The organism is Streptoverticillium reticulum, assembly GCF_047456005.1.
GTDB lineage: Bacteria > Actinomycetota > Actinomycetes > Streptomycetales > Streptomycetaceae > Streptomyces > Streptomyces reticulum.
Map to the genome: position 1 here is coordinate 6,856,316 of NZ_CP179755.1, position 23,585 is coordinate 6,879,900.

Below are 23,585 nucleotides of genomic sequence, written 5' to 3' on the forward strand. Positions count from 1 at the left end.
AACTGGGGGTACTGGGGTGCGGTGGGCAGCGGCCTCGACGTGCCGCAGCACATCAGGGAGCGCCTGTACGAGCAGGAGGGGCTGGCCGATATCGACCCGGCCCTCGGCATGTCCACCGTCGAGCGGCTGCTGGGCTCGCCGCTGGTGCAGGTGGCCCACCTCAACACGCGCAAGCCGGAGAAGTTCGAGTCGTTCGACGACCGGGAGTCGGTCCGCGTGCTGGGGTCCGCGGTGCGCCGGCCCGCGCTCGCCCCGGCACTGCCGTCGCGCGCCGACCAGGTGCGGTCCGTCCGCACCGGCACGAAGGCCAAGGCGATGGAGCTGGACGAGGTTCTGGCCAGGCTGCTGTGGTGCGACTTGAGGGAGCGCGGCTGGTTCGGCAGGCGCGTCTTCGACGTCGCGTCCTTCATGCAGGACAACGGGGTCCTGGACGGGTTCGACCGTTGGGTGGGGGAGTGCTTCGCGGTCCTGACGCGCTTCGGCCACATCGAGGAGACCGGTACCGGGTCCTTCACCGCCGTCGGCGACCGGCTCGACGCGCGAGAGGTCGAGCAGGAGTGGGAGCGCGGCAAGCGGGTGTGGCTCGCCGACCCGGAGCTCCGGGCCACGGCCGACCTGGTCGACCGGACCTTCCGCGTGCTGACCGGGATCCTGACGGGGACGGCACAGGCCGTCGAGGTGATCTTCCCCGGGTCCTCGCTCGACCTCGTCGAGGGCATCTACAAGCGGAACATGATCGCGGACCACTTCAACGACGTCGTCGGCGACTGCGTCGTCGAGCTGGTCGAGCGCAGGATCGCCGAGGACCCCGATGCCGAGGTCCGCATCCTCGAAGTGGGTGCGGGGACGGGCGGTACGACGGCCACGGTGATGCGGCGGCTCGGGCCGTACGCGCGGAACATCGGCGAGTACTGCTACACCGACATGTCGAACGCATTCCTCATCCACGGCACACGCGAATTCGGCGCGGAGAACCCCTTCCTGCGCTGCCAGTTGTTCGACGCGAGCAAGCCCGTGGCGGAGCAGGGCTTCGCCGAGGGCGCCTACGATCTCGTCGTCGCGACCAACGTGCTGCACGCCACCCGGGACATCCGCGAGTCGCTGCGCAACGTCAAGGCGCTGATGAAGCCCGGGGCCGCGGTGGTCATCAACGAGATCGACGGGTACACGCCGTTCAGCCTGCTCACCTTCGCGCTCCTGGACGGCTGGTGGCTCTACGACGACCCGGAGCTGCGCACCGACGGCGGCCCCGCGCTCAAGCCCGAGATGTGGCAGTCCGTCCTGGAATGGGAGGGGTACGAGGCGGTCGAGTTCCCCGCCGCCGACGCACACGTGCTCGGCCAGCAGGTCGTCGTGGCCTACAGCGACGGAGTGATCCACCAGACCCGGGGCGGCGAGCGGCCGGACGCCGTCGAAGCACCGTCCGCCGTGACGCCTGCCGTGACGCCTGCCGTGACGCCTGCCGCGCCGCAGGCGCCGACGCGCGCGCCGCAGGCGACGGGCACGGACCCGGGACTCCTCAAGGAAGCCGTGGTCGCCTACCTCAAGGACCTGGTGGCGCGCACGCTGATGATCCCGGTGGACTCCGTCAAGGCCGGAGAGCCGCTGTCCACGTACGGCATCGACTCCATCCTGATCCTCCAACTGCTCAACGGGCTCCAGAAGGACCTCGGGGAGGTCGGCAGCACGCTCTTCTTCGAGTACCGCACCGTCGCCGCGCTGGCCGACCACTTCGTCACCGAGCGGCAGGAGGACATCGCGCGCGTCGTCGGCCTCGCGCCGAAGCCGCAGGACGGTCCCGCGCCGGCGCCCGCCGGGCCCGGTGCGCTCACGGCACCGGCTCGCGTGACCGAGCCGCGCCGGCGGGAACGCGCCGTGCGGCCGCGCGGCGGCGGGGACGTCGCGATCATCGGCATGAGCGCGCGGTTCCCGCAGGCCGACACCCTGGACGAGTTCTGGGCCGGCCTGCGGTCCGGCAGGGACGCGATCACCGAGATCCCCGCGGACCGGTGGGGGCTCGACGGTTTCTACGAGGCCGACAAGGACCGGGCCGCCGACGAGGGCAAGAGCTACAGCAAGTGGGGCGGATTCCTCGACGGCTTCGCCGAGTTCGACCCGCTGTTCTTCGCGATGACGCCCAACGAGGCGGTGGAGGTCGACCCCCAGGAGCGCCTCTTCCTGCAGGAGACGTGGAAGGCCTTCGAGGACGCGGGCTACACGCGGGCGCGCCTGGAGCAGGAACACGGCGGGCGCGTCGGGGTCTTCGCCGGCATCACGCGCGCCGGTCACAACCTCTATGGTCCCGACAGGTGGCGGCGCGGCGACACGACGTCCCCCTACACCTCCTTCGGCTCGGTCGCGAACCGCGTGTCGTTCAAGCTGAACCTGAACGGCCCCAGCATGCCCGTCGACACGATGTGCTCCTCGTCGCTCACCGCGCTGCACGAGGCGTGCGAGCACCTGCTCAGGGACGAGTGCGAACTGGCCGTGGCGGGCGGGGTGAACCTCTACCTGCACCCGTCGGGCTATGTCGGCCTCTCCCGGCTGCAGATGCTCTCGGACGACGGCAAGTGCCGCAGCTTCGGGCGCGGCGGCAACGGGTTCGTGCCGGGCGAGGGCGTCGGCGCGCTCGTCCTCAAGCGGCTCGACGACGCGGAACGGGACAACGACCGCATCCACGCCGTCATCCGCGCCACGGGCGTCAACCACGGGGGCACGACGAACGGTTACACCGTGCCCAACCCGGTGGCACAGGGGGATCTGATCCGCCGGACGCTGGACAAGGCGGGCATCGACGCCGGCACGATCAGCTACGTGGAGGCCCACGGCACCGGCACCGCGCTGGGGGACCCCATCGAGATCAACGGCTTGAAGCGCGCGTTCTCCCACGACACCCGGGACACACAGTTCTGCGCGATCGGCTCGGTGAAGAGCAACATCGGGCACGCGGAGGCCGCGGCGGGCCTGGCGGGCGTGTGCAAGGTCGTGCTCCAGATGCGCCACGGCGAGCTGGCGCCCACGCTGCACGCGGACGAGGTGAACCCGCACATCGACTTCGCGGCCTCGCCGTTCGTCGTCCAGCGCGAGCTGGCCCCGTGGCGGCGGCCCGTCGTCAAGGCCGACGGGGTCGCCCGCGAAGTGCCGCGCAGGGCGGGCGTCTCGTCCTTCGGCGCGGGCGGCGCGAACGCCCACGTACTGATCGAGGAGTACCGCCCGGCCGGGCCCGATACCCGGCAGGCCCCGGACGGACCGGCCGTGGTCGTGCTCTCCGCGATGGACGGGGAGCGGCTGCGGGAGCAGGCCGGCGCGCTCCTGCGCTGGCTGACCGGCCCGGAACGGGGAGACGTGCCGCTCGCCGATGTCGCGTACACGCTCCAGGTCGGCCGTGAGGCCATGCCCGACCGGCTCGGCACGGTCGTCGGCTCCCTCGACGAACTGGCGGACAGGCTGCGCGACTTCATCGACAGGCCGGGGCACGCCGACGGCCTGCACCGCAGCCGGGTGAACCGCGACGGCGGCGCGGCGTTCACCGCCGACGAGGGCCTGGGCGAGGTCGTCGCGGCCTGGATCGCCAAGGGCCAGTACGCCAAGGTGCTCGACCTGTGGGTGAACGGCTTCGACATCGACTGGCGGGCGCTGCACGTCGGCATGGACGTGCGCCCGGTCTCCCTGCCGACCTATCCCTTCGCCCGGGAGCGGTACTGGGTCGCCGATGAAGCGGCCGGCCGGCCCGACGGCCCGGCGGAACCGGACGGCGGCGGCCCGCGACCGCAGGTCGACGACGTCCTCGACGACTATCTGAACGGCTCACTCGACCTGGCCGCCGCGGCAGAGATGCTCAGCCCGGCGTTCACCACCGCGCCGACGCGCGCAACGGAAGACGGAGGGGCGGCCAAGTGAACGAGGCACTGGTCGAGTTGTTGTTGGACCTCAAGGCGAACCGCATCTCCAAGGAGCAGTTCAAGGAAGCGGTGAACAGCGGGGCGGTGCCTGCGGGCGAGGGGACGGGCCCTGAACTTGTGAGGTTCGGTCCTGTCTGGGAGCGGGCGGCCGACGGCACCGCCACCGGGATCCCCGGGCACGTCGTGCTGCTCGCGGGGCCGCGACAGGCGGCGGAGGCCCTGCGGGCGCACAGCGGCGCCCCCGATGTCCACCTCCTGGAGAGCCCGGCGTCCGGGCTCGCGGCGCGCTACACGGACTTCGCCTGCCAGGTGCTCGACACGCTCAAGCGCCTGCCGGCCGGCCCGGCGCTGCCCCGGACGCTCGTCCAGCTCGTCTGCCCGGAGACCGGCGACGACTCGCCGCTGTCCGGTCTCCTCGCGATGCTGCGCACCGCGGCGCTGGAGAACCCGAAGGTCGTGCCGCAGCTGGTGCTCGTCGACCGGGCCCGGGGCGTGGAGCGGGTGGTCGAGCAGGTCCTGGAGGCCCGGGACCACGCGGACGCGTCGGCGGTGCGGTGGCGCGACGGCGAGCGGCAGGCCCTGGCCTGGCGGGAGCTGCCCGCCCCCGCCCCCGCCGACCTGCCCTGGAAGGAAGGCGGCACCTATGTCATCACCGGTGGTCTGGGCGGCCTGGGGCTGATCTTCGCCGAGGACCTGCTGCGGTCGGTCCGCAGCACGACCCTCTTCCTGACCGGCCGTTCGCCCCTCGACGGCGAGCGGGCTCGGGCGCTGGAGGCGCTGGGCCGCCCGCACGCACGGATACGTTACGTGCGGCTCGACGTCGCGGACGCGGCGGCCGTCGAGGAGTTCGTGGCCGGGGCCGTGCGGGAGTGCGGCTCGATCGACGGCATCATCCACAGCGCCGGGGTCACCAGGGACGGCCTCATCCGCACCAAGAGCACGGAGACGCTGCGGGAGGTCCTCGCACCGAAGGTGACCGGGACGGCCAACCTCGACAACGCCTGCCAGGACCTCGCGCTGGACTTCTTCGTCACGTTCTCCTCGGGGGCCGCGGTCACGGGCAACACCGGCCAGGCGGACTACGCGGCCGCCAACGCGTTCATGGACGCCTTCGCGCACCACCGCGACGCCCTCGCCACCGCGGGACGGCGCTCCGGGCGAAGCCTGTCCGTCAACTGGCCCCTGTGGGCGCAGGGCGGCATGACCGTCGACGAGGAAACGGCGCGCGCGCTCCACGAGGACCTCGGCATGACTCCCCTGCGTACGGAGAGCGGGATACGCGTCCTGCACGAGTTCCTCCTGACGACCCACAGCCAGGTGATGGCCGTCGAGGGCGACGGCCCCCGGATCCGTGAGGCCTTCTCCGCCCCGTCCGCCACGGCCCGGTCCGCCGCGCCCCCGTCCTCCCCGGCGCTCACCGCGGCGGCGGTCCCCGTGGCGGCCGTCGGCGAGGACGAGTTGCGCGACAGGGTGCTCGACAAGCTCGCCAGACTGCTCGGCGGCGTCACCGGCCTGCGGGCCGCGCAGATCGATCCCGGCGCCTCCCTGGAGAGCTACGGGATCGACTCCATCGTCGTCACGCGGCTGAACCGGAAGCTCGCGGAGGTCTTCCCCGGCCTTTCGGCCGCACTGCTCTACGAGTACAACTCGCTGGACAGCCTCGGTGCCTACTTCGTGGCGGAACACCGGGAGCAGTGCGTCACCTGGACCGGTGCCGGCGCGGCGCGCCCCGCGGTCGCGGCCCCCGTCGTGGAGCGGGATCCCGTCGGGGCCGCCCCCGCTCCGGCCGCCGTCGCACGGGAGACGCCCGACGCCGCCGACGCCATCGCGGTCATCGGCGTGAGCGGGCGCTTCCCCCGGGCGCGCAACCTCGACGAGTACTGGGAGAACCTGGCCGAGGGGCGCGACTGCGTCTCGGAGGTCCCGCCGCAGCGCTGGGACCTGACGGGCTTTTTCCACGCGGACCGCGACGAGGCCGTCGCGCGGGGGCTGAGCTACGGCAAGTGGGGCGGCTTCCTGGAGGGGTTCGCCGACTTCGACCCGCTGTTCTTCGCCATCTCGCCGCACGAGGCGATGAGCATGGACCCCCAGGAGCGCCTGTTCCTCCAGGAGTCGTGGAACGCGCTCGAGGACGCGGGCTACACCCGGCAGCGCCTGGCGGACCGGCACGGCGGCCGGGTCGGCGTCTTCGCCGGCGTGTCCAAGACCGGCTTCGAGCTGTACGGGCCGCGGCTGTGGGAGCAGGGCGAGAACCTCCACCCCGTGACGTCGTTCGCGGCCGTGGCGAACCGGGTGTCCTACTTCCTCGACCTCAAGGGCCCGAGCCTGGCGGTCGACACCATGTGCTCGTCGTCGTTGAGCGCCGTGCACGAGGCGATGGAGCACCTGCGCCGCGGCGAGTGCGACGCGGCCTTCGCGGGCGGGGTCAACCTCTACGCCCACCCGTCGAGTTACGTCCTCATGTCCCGGGTGCGGATGCTCTCCGACGACGGGAAGTGCCGCAGCTTCGGCGCGGGCGGCACCGGATTCGTCCCCGGCGAGGGCGTGGCCGTCCTGCTGCTCAAGCGGCTGGCGGACGCGCGGCGCGACGGCGACGTCATCCATGCCGTGCTGCGCGGCAGCAGCATCAACCACGGCGGCAGGACCCACGGCTACACCGTGCCCAACCCGGCCTCCCAGGCCGAGGCGGTGCGCGAGGCCATGGACAGGGCCGGGGTGTCGGCGCACGACATCGGCTACGTCGAGACGCACGGCACCGGGACCGCCCTCGGCGACCCCATCGAGATCGGCGGCCTCTCCCGGGCGTTCGCGAAGGACACCGACGCCCGTCAGTACTGCGCGATCGGCTCGGCGAAGAGCAACATCGGCCACCTGGAGGCCGCGGCCGGCGCCGCCGGGCTGGTCAAGGTGGTGCTCCAGTTGCGGCACGGGATGATCGCCCCCAGCCTGCACGCGCAGGAGCTGAACCCCGAAATCGACTTCGGCTCGACCCCGTTCCGCGTCCAGCGGGAGCCGGCCGAGTGGAAGCGCCCCCGCAGCGCCGACGGCACCGAGACGCCCCGGATCGCCGGCGTCTCCTCGTTCGGCGCCGGGGGCTCCAACGCGCACGTGATCGTGGAGGAGTACCGCGGCGCCGAAACGGCGGACACCATTGCGGACGACCACGGCCCGCAGGTGGTCGTGCTCTCGGCGAAGGACCGCGCCCGCCTGCGCGAGCGGGCACAGGACCTGGTCGGCTGGCTCGACCGCCAGGACCTCGCCCGCCTGCGCCTCGCCGACGTCGCGTACACGCTCCAGGTGGGCCGCGAGGCGATGGAGTCGCGGCTCGCGCTGCGCGTCGCCTCGTTCGCCGACCTCACGCGCAAGCTCACCGCCTTCGCCGCGGGCGACGACGACGTCGAGGACCTGCACCTGGGCGACGTCAAGCAGCACAGGGAGACCCTGACCCTGCTCGCCGCCGACTCCGACATGGCGACGACCGTCGGGGCGTGGATCGACAAGGGCAAGTTCGCCAAGCTGATGGACCTCTGGGTCAAGGGACTGGCCTTCGACTGGGAGACCCTGCCTCGCGCGGGCGCGGTGCGCCGGGTGTCCCTGCCGTCGTACCCGTTCGCCAAGGAGCGCTACTGGGTCGGTGACGTGGGTACGCCGGCGGCACGCGCCCACGGTGCGCGGAGCGTGGGCGCGGTGCACCCACTGGCGCAGGTGAACTCCTCGACCCTGGACGTGCAGCGCTTCGACTCGGTGTTCTCCGGTGACGAGTTCTTCCTGCGGGACCACGTCGTCCAGGGCGAGCGGGTGCTGCCCGGTGTGGCGTACGTGGAGATGGCGCGGGCCGCGGTCGCGGCGTCGGTGGACGACGCCGGCGGGCTGAGGCTGCGCAACGTGGTGTGGGCGCGGCCCGTCAAGGTGGCCGACGAGCCCGTGCGGGTGCGGACGACGCTGGTGGTCGAGTCCGGGGGAGAGGTGGGCTTCGCGGTCACGACGTCCCCCGGACCGGCGGACGACGACGTGGTGCACTGCCGTGGTACGGCGCTGCCGGGCTGGCCGGGCGCGGTGACGGCGGTGGACGTGGACGGCGTGCGGGCCGCCTGCGACGGTGCGCGGTGGGACGCGGAGCGCTGCTACGCCCTGTACCGGTCGTTGGGGCTCGACTACGGCCCCGGGCACCGTGGGGTGGAGAGCATCGCGGTCGGCGACGGCCAGGCCCTCGCACGGTTGCGCCTGTCCGCCGAGGCGGCGGATTCCCTGGGCGAGTTCGTGGTGCACCCGGGCCTGATGGACTCGGCGCTGCAAGCGACCGTCGGGCTGCTCGCCGAGAGCCGTGATGCCGAAGACGGCGCGCTGTTCCTGCCGTTCGCGGTGGACGAGGTGGAGATACTCGCTCCGTTCCGCGCCGGCATGTGGGCCTGGGTGCGCTACAGCGCCGACGACGTCCTCGGCAGTGGGGTGCGCAAGCTCGACATCGACGTGTGCGACGACGACGGCGTGGTGTCCTGCCGGTTCACCGGGTTCTCCACGCGCGCCTACGGCGCCGGTGAGGCGGCTGCGCCGCGGGTCGCCGCGGACGTGGTGCACGCGGCTCCCGAGCCGCAGCCGGTTCCGGACCGCGGTGCGGGCGCCGGGCGGCAGGACGGCACGTGGGACGAGCGCGTGTGCGCATACCTGGCCGGCGTGCTGGCGGCCGAACTGCGCCTGCCCGCCGACCGGATCGACGTCGACGACGCCTTCGAGGTGTACGGCATCGACTCGATCATGACCATGAACCTGACCGGCAAGCTGGAGCAGGACTTCGGTTCGCTGCCCAAGACCCTGTGGTTCGAGTACCAGAGCATCCGTGCCCTCGCCGGGTACTTCGCGACGGCGCACGAGGAACGGCTGGCCGTACTGCTCGGCGTGGCCGACGGGTCTTCCGGCCGGGAGACCGAGCACACCGCGGCCGTGACCGCCGACGCCGCCGCCCCGACCGCCGCCGAAGTCGCCGGGCCGGTCGCGGTGTCGGGGAAGCGTCCTTGGGCGCGGGCGCGCGACGTGGTGCGGCCGCGGGTCACGGGGCGCGCCGACGTGGCCGTCGTGGGTGTGGCCGGACGGTATCCGGGGGCGTCGAACATACGGGAGTTCTGGCGCAACCTGGTGGACGGCAAGAACTGCGTCACCGAGATCCCCGCCGACCGGTGGGACCACGGTCGCTACTACGACGCGGACAAGCACGCGGTGGGGAAGACGTACGCCAAGTGGGGCGGATTCCTGGACGGTGCGGACCGCTTCGACGCGCTGTTCTTCAACATCTCCCCGCGCGAAGCGGAGTTCATGGACCCGCAGGAGCGGCTGTTCCTGGAGTGCGTGCAGGAGACGTTCCAGGACGCCGGGTACACGCGGCCGGAACTGAGCCGCCACAGCGCCGACGGGCTCGGCGGCAACGTCGGCGTGTTCGTCGGCGTGATGTACGAGGAGTACCAGCTCTACGGTGCCCAGGAGCAGGCGCGAGGACGCAACATCGCGCTGTCCGGCAACCCGTCCTCCATCGCGAACCGGGTGTCGTACTTCTTCGACCTGCACGGTCCTTCGATGGCGGTGGACACCATGTGCTCCTCGTCGCTCACGGCGCTCCACCTGGCCTGCCAGAGCCTCCTCAACGCCGAGTGCGAGGTGGCCGTCGCCGGTGGTGTCAACCTGTCGCTGCACCCCAACAAGTTCCTGATGCTGGGCAGCGGCAAGTGGGCGTCGAGCCGCGGGCTGTGCGAGAGCTTCGGCGCCGGCGGCGACGGCTACGTCCCCGGTGAGGGCGTGGGCGCGGTCCTGCTCAAGCCGCTGGACCGTGCGGAGGCGGACGGGGACACGATCTACGGCGTCATCCGCGGCACGGCGGTGAACCACGGCGGGAAGACGAACGGGTACTCGGTTCCGAACCCGCGGGCGCAGGCCAAGGTGATCGGCCGGGCGCTGAGCCAGGCCGGCGTGGACGCCCGGGACGTCTCGTACGTGGAGGCGCACGGCACCGGCACGTCGCTGGGCGACCCGATCGAGATCGCCGGTCTGAGCAGTGCGTTCCGGCAGTACGCCGAGGACGGCCGGTTCTGCGCGATCGGTTCGGTGAAGAGCAACATCGGCCACGCCGAGAGCGCCGCCGGCATCGCCGGGCTGACCAAGGTGCTGCTGCAGATGAAGCACGGCACGCTGGTTCCCTCGCTCCACTCCGAGGTGCTGAACCCGCACATCGACTTCGCGGGCAGCCCCTTCACGGTCCAGCGGTCCCTGGCCGAGTGGACCCGCCCCCGCGGCGCCGACGGCACCGAGACGCCGCGGATCGCCGGGGTGTCCTCGTTCGGCGCCGGAGGGTCCAACGCCCACGTCGTCGTGGCGGAGTACCTCCCCGCCCGCGTCGTCCGGCAGCCCGGTGACGAGCCGGACGCCGAGGTGGCGATCGTGCTGTCCGCGCGGACCGAACCCGGTCTGCGCGACCAGGCCGAGCAGCTCCTGGACTGGATCGCCCGGGACGGGGCGGCGGAGTCGCTGTCCGACATCGCCTACACCCTGCAGACCGGCCGGGACGCGTTCGAGGAACGGCTCGGCCTCGTCGTCGCCACCGGCGGCGAACTCGCCGAGGCGCTCCGGGGCTTCCTCGCGGGCGAGGACGTTCCCGGCCTGTACCGCGCGAAGGCCAAGCGCCGCGGTGGCGACGACAGCCTGCGCGTGTTCGCCGCCGACGAGGACCTGGCGCGGGCGCTGGACGCCTGGATCGAGAAGAAGAAGTACGGCAAGCTGCTCGAACTCTGGGTGGCGGGCCTGGCGGTGGACTGGGCGAAGCTCCACAGGACCGGCACACGGCGCCGGATCTCCATGCCCACCTACCCCTTCCAGCGCGAGCGCCACTGGCCGTCCACGGACGAGGCGCCGGCGCCGCGGCCGGGCGCCGGGCAGCTGCACCCCCTCGTGCACACGAACACGTCCAGCCTGGCCGGGCAGCGGTTCAGCTCGGTGTTCACCGGGGAGGAGTTCTTCCTGCGCGATCACCGGGTGAGCGGTGAACGGACGCTCTCCGGGGCGGCATGCCTGGAACTGGTGCGGGCGGCCGTGGCGGTGTCCCTGGACGGCGAGCCGCACGGGACGATTCGTCTCACCAACGTCGCCTGGACGCGGCCCGTCGTCGTGGGAGAGGCGTCCCTGGCGGTGCACGTACGCCTGAGCCCGGGTGGCGGGGACGCCATCGCCTTCGAGATCTGCAGCCACCCCGACCAGGACCCCGGCGCGCAGCCGGTGATCCACAGCGAGGGTGTGGCGCTCGTGCCGCGTGCGGCCGCGGGCGGCACCCCCGGGACCACCGTCGACCTGGCAGGCCTGCGGTCGGAGTGCCGGGACGCGGAGCTGGACGCCGATCAGGTGTACGCCGCCTTCGCGGCACACGGCATCGACTACGGTCCCGGCCACCGTGCCGTCCAGCGGCTGTGGGCGGGCGACGGCCAGGCCGTCGCCCGGCTGGTGCTGCCCGACACCGTCGGGGCGACACTGGACGCCTACGGCCTCCACCCGTCCTTGCTGGACTCGGCCCTGCAGGCCGCCGTGGGGGTCACCGCGAGCGGCGACGGGACACCGCACCTGCCCTTCGCGGTCGACGAGGTGGAGATCACCGGTGATTGCGCGCGGTCCATGTGGGCATGGGTGCGCCCCAGCGCCGGCCCGCAGGAGGGTTCAGCGGTCCGCCGTCTCGACATCGACCTGTGCGACGACGACGGGACGGTCGCCGTTCGGCTCAAGGGCCTGTCCTCGCGGGCCTATTCGGCCGGAGGGGCGGGGAAGTCCGGGGAGGCAGGGAAGACCGGGGAGTTCCTCGCCGCGCCGCACTGGGTCGGTGACGAACACCGGGGCAGCGCGCGCGAGGGCGGCCTCGCCGCGGTGACGGTGGTCGCCGGGCTGCCCCGGGTCGCGGACGCGCTCGCATCACGCGGAGGGGCCCGGGTCGTCCGGCTGGAGTCCGACGCGTCGGGTGTGGACGGGCAGTTCTCGGACTACGCGTCGCAAGTCTTCGGCGTGGTGCGGCAGATACTGGCCGAGCGCTCGCACGACGACGTGTGCGTGCAGGTGGTCGTGGGCGCCGACGGGGAGTCGTCGGTGTGGTCGGGTCTTTCCGGTGTCGTGCGGACCGCGGGGCTGGAGAACCCGCGTGTCGTGGGCCAGGTCGTCCTGGTGGAACCGTGGGAGGACCCGGAGCGGGTCGCTCCGTGGCTGGCGGCCGACCGCACCGCGGCGGGCGACGCGGTGATCCGCTACCGCGGTGGTGCCCGTGAGGTGCTGCGGTGGCGCGAACTGCCTGGTGCCGCCGCCGACGGTGACGTGGCGGCGGCGTGGAAGGACGCCGGGGTGTACCTGATCACCGGTGGTGCCGGCGGGCTGGGCGTGCTGTTCGCCCGCGACATCGCCGCACGGGTGCGGGGCGCGCGGATCGTGCTCACCGGCCGCGGGGCCCTGGACGAGGGCCGGGAGGCGGTCGTCGCCGAGCTGCGGTCGTCGGGTGCGGAAGCGGCCTACGAGCAGGCCGACGTCACGGACCGGGCCCAGGTGGAGGCGCTGGTGCGCCGCATCCGCGACACGTACGGCCGCTTGGACGGCGTGCTGCACAGCGCGGGCGTGATCCGGGACGGCTTCATCCTGAAGAAGACCCAGGCCGACTTCGACGCCGTCCTGGCGCCGAAGGTGACGGGCCTGGTCAACCTGGACGAGGCCACCCGGGACGTCCACCTCGACTTCCTCGTGCCCTTCTCGTCGGTCGCCGGTGTGTCGGGCAACGTCGGGCAGGCCGACTACGCGGCCGCGAACGCCTTCATGGACGCCTTCGCCGCGCACCGCAACACCCTGGTGGCCAGGGGCGAACGGCGGGGCCGGACGCTGTCGGTGAACTGGCCGCTGTGGGCCGAGGGCGGCATGGGCGTCGACACCGGAACCGAGCGGGGCATGCGCGAGAACTTCGGCATGGTCCCGCTGCGGACCCGGACCGGGATCGACGCCCTGCACCGGGCGCTCGCCACCGACGAGGACCAGGTCATGGTCCTGGAGGGCGACACCGAGCGCTTCGCGTCCCTCATCGGCGCCCCGGCGGCCGGGCACGGGTCCGCCCCGGCCGGGCCCGCCGCCGAGGACCTGACGGCAGACGACCCGACCCCCGACGAGCGCGCCACGGTCGAGGACGGTCCCACGGGCGAAGGCATCGAGCGCGCGGCGGTGGCGTACCTGACGAAGCTGCTGTCGTCGGTGATCAACCTGCCCGCCGCCAGGATCGACCCCGAGGCGTCGCTGGAGGACTACGGCATCGACTCCGTGATGGCCATGGACCTCACCCGGGCCCTGGAGGAGGTCTTCGGATCGCTGTCGAAGACCCTGCTCTTCGAGTACCAGAGCATTGAGGCACTCGCCGGGCACTTCGTCACCGCCCACCGGCAGAAGGTGCGTTCCCTCGTCCCCACCGCGAGCAGTGGTGCACGGGTCGTCGCGCCGGACGAGCCGGTCACGCGCGGGACCGAGCCCGGGGAGACGGGCACCTGGCGGGAGCGCGCCGGGCGGCCGCGGGCCGGGGCGGCGGTGGCCGGCACGGCCCCGTCGGGGCCGGCCGACATCGCGATCATCGGCCTGGCGGGCCGTTACCCGCAGGCGCACGACGTCCACGAGTTCTGGCGCAACCTGGCTGCGGGCAAGGACTGCGTCACCGAGATCCCCGCCGACCGGTGGGAGCACGAGAGCCACTTCGACGCCGACCGGCAGGCCGCCGGAAAGGCGTACAGCAAGTGGGGCGGATTCGTCGACGGCGCCTACGACTTCGACCCGCTGTTCTTCAACATCTCTCCGCGCGAGGCGGAGATCATGGACCCGCAGGAACGGCTGTTCCTCCAGTGCGTGTACGAGACCCTCGAAGACGCCGGGTACGTCCGGGAGTCGGTGAAGACCCGCGCCGGCAACGTGCTGGACGGCCGGGTCGGGGTGTTCGTCGGCGTGATGTACGAGGAGTACCAGCTCCACGGCGCGCAGAGCCAGGCGCTCGGCGATCCCGTCGCGGTCAGCGGCAGCGCCGCCGCCATCGCGAACCGGGTGTCGTACTTCTGCAACTTCCACGGTCCGAGCATGAGCGTGGACACCATGTGCTCGTCGTCGCTGACGTCGATCCACCTGGCGTGCCGGAGCATCCGGTGGGGCGACTGCGACGTGGCGGTCGCGGGCGGGGTCAACCTGTCGCTGCACCCGAACAAGTACCTGCTGCTGAGCACGGGCAACTTCGTCTCCGGCTCCGGGCGCTGCCAGAGCTTCGGCGCGGGCGGCGACGGCTACGTGCCCGGCGAGGGCGTCGGCGCGGTCCTGCTGAAGCCGCTGGCGAAAGCCGTCGCGGACGGGGACCGGATCTACGGGGTCATCAAGGGCACGGCGCTCAACCACGGGGGGAAGACCAACGGCTACACCGTGCCGAACCCGCACGCCCAGGCCGGAACCATCGCCGACGCGCTGAAGGCCGCGGGTGTCGGTGCCCGCGAGGTCGGCTACGTCGAGGCCCATGGCACCGGGACCGCGCTCGGCGACCCGATCGAGATCACCGGGTTGTCGAAGGCCTTCCGCGAGTACACCCAGGACAACCAGTTCTGCGCCATCGGGTCGGTGAAGAGCAACATCGGCCACGCGGAGAGCGCCGCCGGCATCGCCGGTCTCACGAAGGTCCTGCTCCAGCTGCGGCACCGCAAGCTCGCCCCGTCCCTGCACGCCGAGACGCTGAACCCGAACATCGACTTCGCCGGCACCCCGTTCACCGTCCAGCGCGAACTCGCCGACTGGCGGACGCCCGACCCCGCGACCCCGCGGATCGCCGGGATCTCCTCCTTCGGCGCGGGCGGCTCCAACGCCCACGTCATCGTCTCGGAGTACCTCCCCGCACCCGGGGAGCGCGCCCCGGCGGCCGCCGGCCCCGCCGCCGTGCCCCTGTCGGCGCGCACCGGCGACGAACTGCGCGACGTGGCCCGCAACCTCGCCGCATGGCTGACGCGTCCCGACAACGCCCCGCTCGACCTGGCGGACGTGGCGTACACGCTGCAGGTCGGACGCGAGCCGCTGCCGGAGCGCCTCGGCATCCTGGCCACCTCCACACCGGACCTCGTCGAGAAGCTCCACCGCTTCCTCGCGGGCACATCCGCCGACGACGTCGTGCGCGGCGGGGCCAAGGACGGGAACACCGTCTCCGCGCTGTTCGCCCAGGACGCCGACACCGACGTCCTGGTCGCCACCTGGGCCGGGAAGGGGAAGTACGAGAAGCTGCTCGAACTGTGGGTCAACGACGTCCCCGTCGACTGGCACCGCCTCTACCCCAACGGCGCGACACCGCGACGCGTCGCACTTCCCACCTATCCGTTCGGCCGCGAGCGCCACTTCCCGTTCGACGACCGGGCCGTGGACACCCGTGGGCCGCGCGTGCTGCACCCCCTGGTGCACGAGAACACGTCGGACCTGACGGAGCAGCGGTTCACCTCGGTGTTCACCGGGCACGAGCCGTTCCTGCGCGACCACGTCGTGGGCGGCGCGAAGCTCATGCCGGGCGCGGCCCTGCTGGAGATGGCCGTCGCCGCGACCTGCATCACCTGCCGGACCCAGGCCGAGCCCGCGGCGCCCGTGGCGCTGAAGAACATCGTCCTGGCACAGCCGCTGCACGTGACCGGCAAGCCGCGGGAAGTGCACGTCGGCCTGCGCCCGCAGGCCGATGGCGACATCGGGTTCCGGGTCTACAGCACCGCCGATGACGCGGAACCGGTCGTGCACGGCGAAGGCGCCGTCTACCTGGCGGAGGGAGCCGCGGAGACGGTGCTCGACCTCCAGGCCCTCCGCGACGCCTGCGACCGCACGGAGCTCACCTCCGAGCAGTGCTACCGGGCGTACGGCGCCGCCGGTATCACCTACGGCCCCTCCCACCGGGGCGTCCGGCACATCTGGGTCGGGCAGGACCAGGCGCTGGCGCAGCTCGTGCTGCCCGCCGCGGCCCACGGCACTCAGGGCGAGTACACGGTGCACCCGAGCCTCCTCGACGCGGCGCTGCAGGCGTCCGTCGGAGTGATCGGCAGTCTGGGGGCGCGGCGCGAAGGCGCCGTGCTCGTGCCCTTCGCGATCGACGACGTCCTCGTCCTCGACAGCGGCACCGCCGCCATGTGGGCGCTGGTCCGCCCCAGTGCGGACCAGCCGGGCGACGCCGCGCTCCACAAGCTCGACGTGGACCTGGCCGACGACCGGGGCCGCGTGCGTGTCCGGATCGGCGGCCTGTCCTTCCGCGCCCTCGACGGGCAGCCGGGGCACGGCGACGAACCGGCCGGCGTCCGGGCGCTGCTGCACCCCCGATGGCAGGCGCGTCCCGTGACGGACGCCCTGCCGGAGGACGACGGCGTGCGGCGCACCGTGCTCCTCGTCGACATGCCGGAGGCGGCGGCGCTGCTGCCGGCGCACGACAACGCCGTCGTGCTGACCTCCGGTGACAAGGAACTGGACAAGCAGTACACCGCGTACGGGCTGCAGGCACTCGAACACGTGCGTTCCGTGCTGCGCGGCGCGTCGGCGGGCCGGGCCGGCATCCAGCTGGTCATCGGCCGGGGACCCGCGTCCGCTCCGCTGGCCGGACTCGTCGGGCTGCTGCGCACGGCCGCGATCGAGAACCCCAACGTCTCGACGCAGGTCATCCTCCTGGAGGAGACGGATACACCCGAGACCGCGGCCGAGCGGGTGCGGGAGAACCGTGCCCACCCCGACGACACGCTCGTGCGGTACGTCGACGCGCGGCGCGAGGTGCCCGTCTGGATCGAGGACGGCGACGGCGCCGCCGACGTCGCCCCGGTTCCGTGGCGGGAGAACGGGGTCTACCTCCTGACCGGTGGGGCGGGAGCGCTGGGCCTGGTCTTCGCGCGGGAGATCGCCACGCGCACGGGCAGCGTCACGCTGGTGCTGACCGGGCGCTCGCCGGTGGACCGGCGGGTGCGGGAAGCCCTGCGGGAGCTGCGGTCCCACGGTGCGTCGGCGCACTACGTGCAGCTCGACGTCGCGAACGCGGCCGAGGTCGACGCCGTGGTGGACACCCTGGTCGAGGAGCACGGCCGGATCGACGGCGTCATCCACGCCGCCGGGGTGACGCGGGACGGATACATCCTGACCAAGCGCGCCGAGGAGTTCGCGGAAGTCCTGGCTCCGAAGGTGTCCGGACTGGTGAACCTGGACCGGGCGACGTCCACGCTGCCGCTGGACTTCTTCGTGACGTTCTCGTCCACGACAGGGGCGTTCGGCAACGCGGGCCAGGCCGACTACGCGGCGGCCAACGCGTTCATGGACGCCTACGCCTGGCACCGCCAGGACCTCGTGGCCCGGGGGGAGCGCTCCGGGCACAGCCTCTCCGTCAACTGGCCGCTGTGGGAGGACGGCGGGATGGACGTGTCACCGGAAGTCCGGTCGATGCTGCGCTCGCGCCACGGCGTCGTCCCCCTCGACACGGCGGCCGGGGTCGCCGCCTTCTACCGCGTCGCCGCCTCGACGCACCACCAGGTCCTGGTCGCTTCCGGACCGGGCCGCGCGGGAGCCGATGACACGGGCTCCTCCGCTTCGTACCAGAGTTCCCTCTTCTCCTCTGCCGCCGGGACGCATCAGTGACGCACAACGACACCAGCACTCTCGAAGCCAAGGCGACGGCGTTTTTCACGCGCGTCCTCTCCGAGGTCATCAAGCTCCCGGCCGACCGTATCGACGCCCGTGCGGCGTTCGACAGCCTGGGGCTGGACTCGGTGATGATGATGAAGATGACGGACGAACTGGAGGACGTCTTCGGGTCGTTGCCCAAGACCCTGTTCTTCGAGTTCCGCGACATCCGTGCACTCACCGGCCACTTCCTCGCCACGCACGGGCCCGAGCTGGCCCGGCACCTGGGCGCGGAGCCCGACAGCGGTCCCGCGGGGGTGTCCGCGGGACCTGCCCCGGCGCACCGGGGCGGGGACGTCGCACCGGGCCGGGCCGCCTTCGCGCGCAAGCCGCCCAGAACGGGCAGGTGGGCGACGCGGTTCGACGAGCCGAGGGCGCTCCCGGCCACGCCCGCCCCGCAGGGCCCGACGACGGGGACGGGGCTCGACATCGCGATCATCGGGCTGGCGGGGCGCTACCCGAAGGCCCGCACGCTCGAGGAGTTCTGGGCGAACCTGGCCGCGGGCCGCGACTGCGTGACCGAGATCCCGGCCGACCGCTGGGACCAGAGCGTGTACTACGACGCCGACAAGGACGCGCCCGGCAAGACGTACAGCAAGTGGGGCGGATTCGTCGACGGCGTCGACGAGTTCGACTCCCTGTTCTTCCGTATCTCGCCGCCCGAGGCGAAGCTGATGGACCCGCAGGAGCGGCTGTTCCTGCAGTGTGCCTACGAGGCCGTCGAGGACGCGGGCTACACCCCCGAGCGGCTGAACACCCCGCCCGGCGACGGGACTCGGGCACGCGTCGGCGTCTACGTCGGCGTGATGTACGAGGAGTACCAGCTGTACGGCGCCCAGGAGCAGGTCCTGGGCAACCCCGTCGCGCTGTCCGGCAATCCGTCGGCCGTCGCCAACCGGGTGTCGTACTTCTTCGACTTCCACGGTCCGAGCATGAGCGTCGACACGATGTGCTCGTCGTCGTTCACCGCCATCCACCTCGCGTGCCAGAGCATCGGGTCCGGCGCGTGCGACGTCGCGCTTGCGGGAGGGGTGAACCTGTCGGTCCACCCCAACAAGTACTTGATGCTCGGGCAGGGCAAGTTCGTGTCGAGCAAGGGCCGGTGCGAGAGCTTCGGCGCGGGCGGCGACGGCTACGTGCCCGGCGAGGGCGTCGGTGCCGTCCTGCTCAAGCCGCTGGCCCGGGCCGTGCGCGACGGAGACCGCATCCACGGGGTCATCAAGGGGATCGCGGTCAACCACGGGGGCCGGACGAACGGTTACTCCGTTCCCAGCCCGCAGGCGCAGGCCCGGTCCGTCTCCGACGCCTGGCGGCAGGCGGGGAGCGACCCGCGCGCGATCGGCTACATCGAGGCGCACGGGACGGGGACCTCGCTCGGCGACCCCGTCGAGATCGCCGGGCTCACGCGAGCGTTCCGTGAGCACACCCAGGACAACCGGTTCTGCGCGATCGGGTCGGTGAAGAGCAACATCGGACATGCGGAGAGCGCCGCCGGCATCTCGGGTCTGACCAAGGTGCTGCTCCAGATGAAGCACGGGCAGCTGGTGCCCTCGCTGCATTCCGCGGAGCTGAACCCGCACATCGACTTCGAGAACAGCCCCTTCGCCGTGCAGCAGACGCTGGCCGAGTGGAAGCGGCCCGTGCTGGTGGTCGACGGTACGGAGCGGGAGTTCCCCCGCATCGCGGGGATCTCGTCGTTCGGTGCGGGCGGTTCCAACGCGCACCTGGTCGTCGAGGAGTACCGGGCGGAGCCGCCCGCCGTCCGTACGCCCGAAGCACCCGTCGCGGTCGTGCTCTCCGCACGCAGCGCGGAGCGGCTGCGGGCGAAGGCCGCCGACCTGGCCGGCTGGATCGAGACGCAGCGGCTCTCCTCCGCCGACCTGCCCTCGCTCGCCCACACCTCGCAGATCGGCCGGGAGGCCATGCGGGAGCGGCTCGGCATCGTCACGGACTCCATGGACGAACTGCTCGGCCGGCTCAAGGACTTCGTCGCGGGGGAGGAGGACGGTATCGCGCGCGGCCAGGCGGTCCAGGGCTCCGGGAGCCGCCTCGACGCCGCGGTGTCCGGCGGCCCCGCCGAGCTGGTGGACCTGTGGGTGCGGGGTGCCGACGTCGACTGGTCCGTGCTGCACGGCGCCGGGACGCCGCCGCGCATCGCCCTGCCGACCTACCCGTTCGCCAGGGAGCGGCACTGGATCGACACGTCGGCCACCGCCCGTGCCCTGCGGCAGGACACCCCCGGGGCCCACGTGTTCGAGGAGTTCTGGGAGCCCGCGGCTGCTCCGGTACGGCAGCACGCCGGGCCGAGGACCCTGGTGTGCCTGTGCTCCGTCCCCGCGAACCAGGCGGAGCTGGAGCGGGCCGCCGGGGAGACCGACCCCGGGGCGACGCTCGTCTTCGTCGCGCGGACACCGGCACCGGACGACGCCGCGCAGCGCCGCTGGGCGGTCGACGCGGAGGACCGGGCCGACTGGATCCGCGTCCTCACGGAGATCCGCGAGCGGTTCGGCCCCGTCGACGGCGTACTGGACCTGTGGCCGGTCGAGGAGGGGGCGGGACCGCAGTCCTGCACCGACGCCGTCCAGCTGCTGCAGGCCGTGGCGACGGCGGAGCCGGGCGTCCGGTACGTGCTGCGGGCGGGCGAGTTCCGCGACGGGATCGAGCGCGCCCACGCCGAGTCGTGGATGGGCTTCGACCGCTCCCTCGGCCAGGTCCTGCCCGGCGTGCGGTTCGCCGCGGTGATCGAGGACGCCCGGGGCACGAGCGCCCCGACGACCATGGCCGCCTGGTTCGAGCGGCTGAGCGCCGAACTCGCCGAGCCCGTGAGCGTCCTGTACCGCGACGGGACGCGCCACGTCAGCCGGGTCCGCCCGGCCACCGCCGGTTCCGGCGACGACCTGCTGAAGCAGGGCGGCACCTACCTGATCACCGGTGGTCTGGGGGCGCTCGGGCTGCTGTTCGCCGAGCACCTCGCCCGGACCCGGTCGGCACGGCTGGTGCTGACCGGCCGTTCGCCCCTCGACGCGGACCGGGCACGGCGGGTCGCCCGGATCGAGTCGCTGGGCGGCGAGGCCCACTACGAGCAGGCGGACGTCGCCGACCGGCGGGCCATGCGGGAGGTCGTCCGGTCGGCGCGCGAGCGCTTCGGCGGGATCGACGGCGTCATCCACGCCGCGGGAGTCCCCGGCACGGGCAGCGTGCTCACCGGCGAAGCCCGCGCCTTCCCGGGCCTGCTCTCCGCCAAGGTCGACGGCACGCTCGTCCTCGACGAGGTCCTCGCGGACGAACCCCTCGACTTCGTCTGCTACTTCTCGTCGTCCTCCGCGCAGCTCGGGGACTTCGGCGGCTGCGACTACGCCGTCGGCAACCGGTTCCAGACGCTGTACGCCCACCACCGCGCCGAGTGCGTCCGCCGGGGAACGCGCTCGGGCGCGACCGTGGCCATCAACTGGCCGCTGTGGCGCGACGGCGAGATGGGCTTCGACGACGCGCGGGCCACCGAGCTGTACCTCACCTCCAGCGGCCAGCGCCTGCTGGAGAACGCCGAGGGCATCCGGCTCTTCGAGCAGCTCATCGGCCGGGGCGTGCCGCAAGGGCTCGTCATGGCGGGCGAACCGCAGCGGTTGCGTCGTCTGCTCGGGATCGACGAGGCACCCGCTGTGCCTGCAGCGCCCGCCGTGGCTGCCGCGTCGGCGGAGCCCGGGCAGCAGCCGGGCACTCCGGCCGCGGGACCGGACCACGAGCACCTCGCCGCCCGCGTCCTGTCCGACCTCGAGACGCTGATCGCCGAGACCGTCCAGGTGCCTCGTGACCAGATCCACGCCGACGAGAACCTCGCCCAGCTCGGTTTCGAATCGATCACCCTGGTGCGGCTCGCGAACGCGATGACCACGCACTTCGGCGTCGACGTCGTCCCCTCGCTGTTCTTCTCCCACCCCACCCCGGAGACGCTGGTGGCGCACCTGGTGTCCGAACACGCGGACCACCTCGACGACCACTGTGCAGCGGAGCCGGCCGTGGCCGGCCCCCGGCCCGAAGCCCCGGCACCGGCTCCCGCACCGGCCGCGACCGCTGTCCCGCCGAGCCCGGAGTCCGTACCGGAACCCATCGCCGTCATCGGCATGACCGGCCGCTTCCCGGCCGCACGCACGGTGGACGAGTTCTGGCGGATCCTCGTGGAGGGGCGCGACGTGCTCTCGGCCGTCCCCGACGACCGGCGTCCCGACTGGAGCGACCCCCAGGCCCCGGATCCGGCGACCGTCCGCTGCGGCTTCGTCCCCGGGATCGGCGAGTTCGACCCGGCCTTCTTCGAGATATCGCCGCGTGAGGCGCGCACCATGGACCCGCGGCAACGCCTGCTGCTGCAGGAGGCGTGGCACGTTCTGGAGGCCGCGGGGTACGGCGAGCGGAAGCTGCGCGACGAGCGGATCGGCATGTTCGTCGGCGCGGAGCAGGGCGACTACCAGCACCTGGGCGGCGGCGAAGGCACCCTCACGGGGCACCACGAGGCGATCCTGGCCTCCCGGCTGGGCTACCTGCTCGACTTCGGCGGACCCGTGCTCGCCGTCAACACCGCCTGCTCATCGGGCCTGGTCGCGGCCCACCAGGCCTGCACCAGCCTGCGCAACGGCGAGTGCGACGCCGCCATAGTCGCCGGGGTCAACCTGGCGGCCTCCTCCCGCGTGTTCGCCGAGACGAGCAAGGCGGGCATGCTCTCCGCAAGCGGTGCCTGCCACGCGTTCGACCGGCGCGCGGACGGCATGGTGCTGGGCGAAGCCATCACCGTCGTGATGGTCAAGCGCCTGGCGCAGGCGGAGGCCGACGGCGACGACGTCCTCGCCGTGATCCGGGGCAGCGGCATCAACTACGACGGCCGTACGAACGGCATCACCGCCCCGAACGGCGCGGCGCAGGCGCGGCTGTACCGCGCCGTCTACGAGCGGCACGGCATCGATCCCGAGCACATCGGCCACGTCGTCGCCCACGGCACCGGCACCCGGCTCGGTGACCCGGTCGAGGTCAATGCGCTGAACGAGGTGTTCTCCGAGCACACGGACAGGACCGGGTTCTGCGCGCTCACCTCCACCAAGCCCAACGTCGGGCACACGCTGGCCGCCTCCGGCATCGTCAGCCTGACAGCGCTCGTCCAGTCGGTGCGCCACGGCATCATCCCGCCGAGCCTGCACTGCGAGCAGGACAGCGACTACATCGCCTGGCAGCGGAGCCCCTTCTACGTCAACAAGGCCCTGAAGGCGTGGCCGGAGAACCCGGCCGGGACGCGGCTCGGAGCCGTGAGTTCGTTCGGCATGAGCGGCACCAACGTCCACATGGTCGTGGAGAGTTACCGGGGGCGTGCCCGCGCGGCGCGGCCCGCCGGAGCCCCCGCCCGCCTGCTGGTCCTGTCCGCGAAGACCGAAGGGGCGCTGCGCGACCGCATCCGTGACCTGGGCGAGGCGCTGCGGACCGCGGACCGTGCCGTCGTCTCCCTCACGGACGTGAGCCACACCCTGCTGGAGCGCCGGCAGCACTTCGACCACCGCTGTGCGCTCGTCGTCGGTGACCTCGACGAGGCCGTGTCCGTGCTGGGCGCCGCCGGACGCGGCGAGCAGCACCCCGGGGTCCGCTTCGGCGAGGTGCCGGGCGCCCGCCGGGACCGGCCGCGGGAGGCCGAGGGCGAGGCGCTGTTCGCGCGGCTCGCCGCCGCGGGCACCGCCGGGCACCGCGATGTGCTCCTGGGTTTTGCGGACCTCTACCTCCGGGGCGCGTCCCCCGACTGGCGAGCGCTGTTCGCCGGCGACGATCCGCAGCCGGTGGCCGTCCCCGGCTATCCCTTCTCGCGCAAGGTGTACTGGGTGAACCGGGAGAACCCCGCATCGACGCGGCCCGCGTCCGACGAGACCGTGCCGTCCGGCGCCGAGGCGGCGCGACCGGCGAACGAACCGGCGTACGAGGGGCCTTCGGGGCCCGTCGCCGGACGCCCCCGGGTCACGC

Annotated in this window: 3 protein-coding genes (2 of these 3 running past the window's edge); all 3 read left to right on the forward strand. The window is 72.7% G+C overall.

Features of this window, described 5'->3' with window-relative positions; translation table 11 throughout:
* Tightly spaced (each overlapping or abutting the next), the 3 genes in view from ACMATS_RS31510 to ACMATS_RS31520 form a layout consistent with a single transcriptional unit that may run on beyond the window.
* A protein-coding gene (locus ACMATS_RS31510) for an SDR family NAD(P)-dependent oxidoreductase (protein ID WP_414169802.1) crosses the window boundary here: on the forward strand, positions 1-3,900 show its 3' end. It extends 23,781 nt beyond the left edge of the window; only the last 3,900 of its 27,681 coding nucleotides appear in the window; the start codon falls outside the window, past its left edge; the stop codon is at positions 3,898-3,900.
* The gene (locus tag ACMATS_RS31515; protein WP_414169803.1) at positions 3,897-17,549 is read left to right on the forward strand and encodes an SDR family NAD(P)-dependent oxidoreductase; all 13,653 of its coding nucleotides are present in this window, start codon (positions 3,897-3,899) and stop codon (positions 17,547-17,549) included. The genes ACMATS_RS31510 and ACMATS_RS31515 overlap by 4 nt, the downstream gene beginning before the upstream one ends.
* On the forward strand, positions 17,546-23,585 hold the 5' end (the start) of the coding sequence (locus ACMATS_RS31520) for an SDR family NAD(P)-dependent oxidoreductase (protein ID WP_414169804.1). The gene runs 11,396 nt beyond the window's last position; only the first 6,040 of its 17,436 coding nucleotides appear in the window; its start codon is at positions 17,546-17,548; its stop codon lies off the right edge, out of view. Before ACMATS_RS31515 ends, ACMATS_RS31520 begins: the two co-directional genes overlap by 4 nt.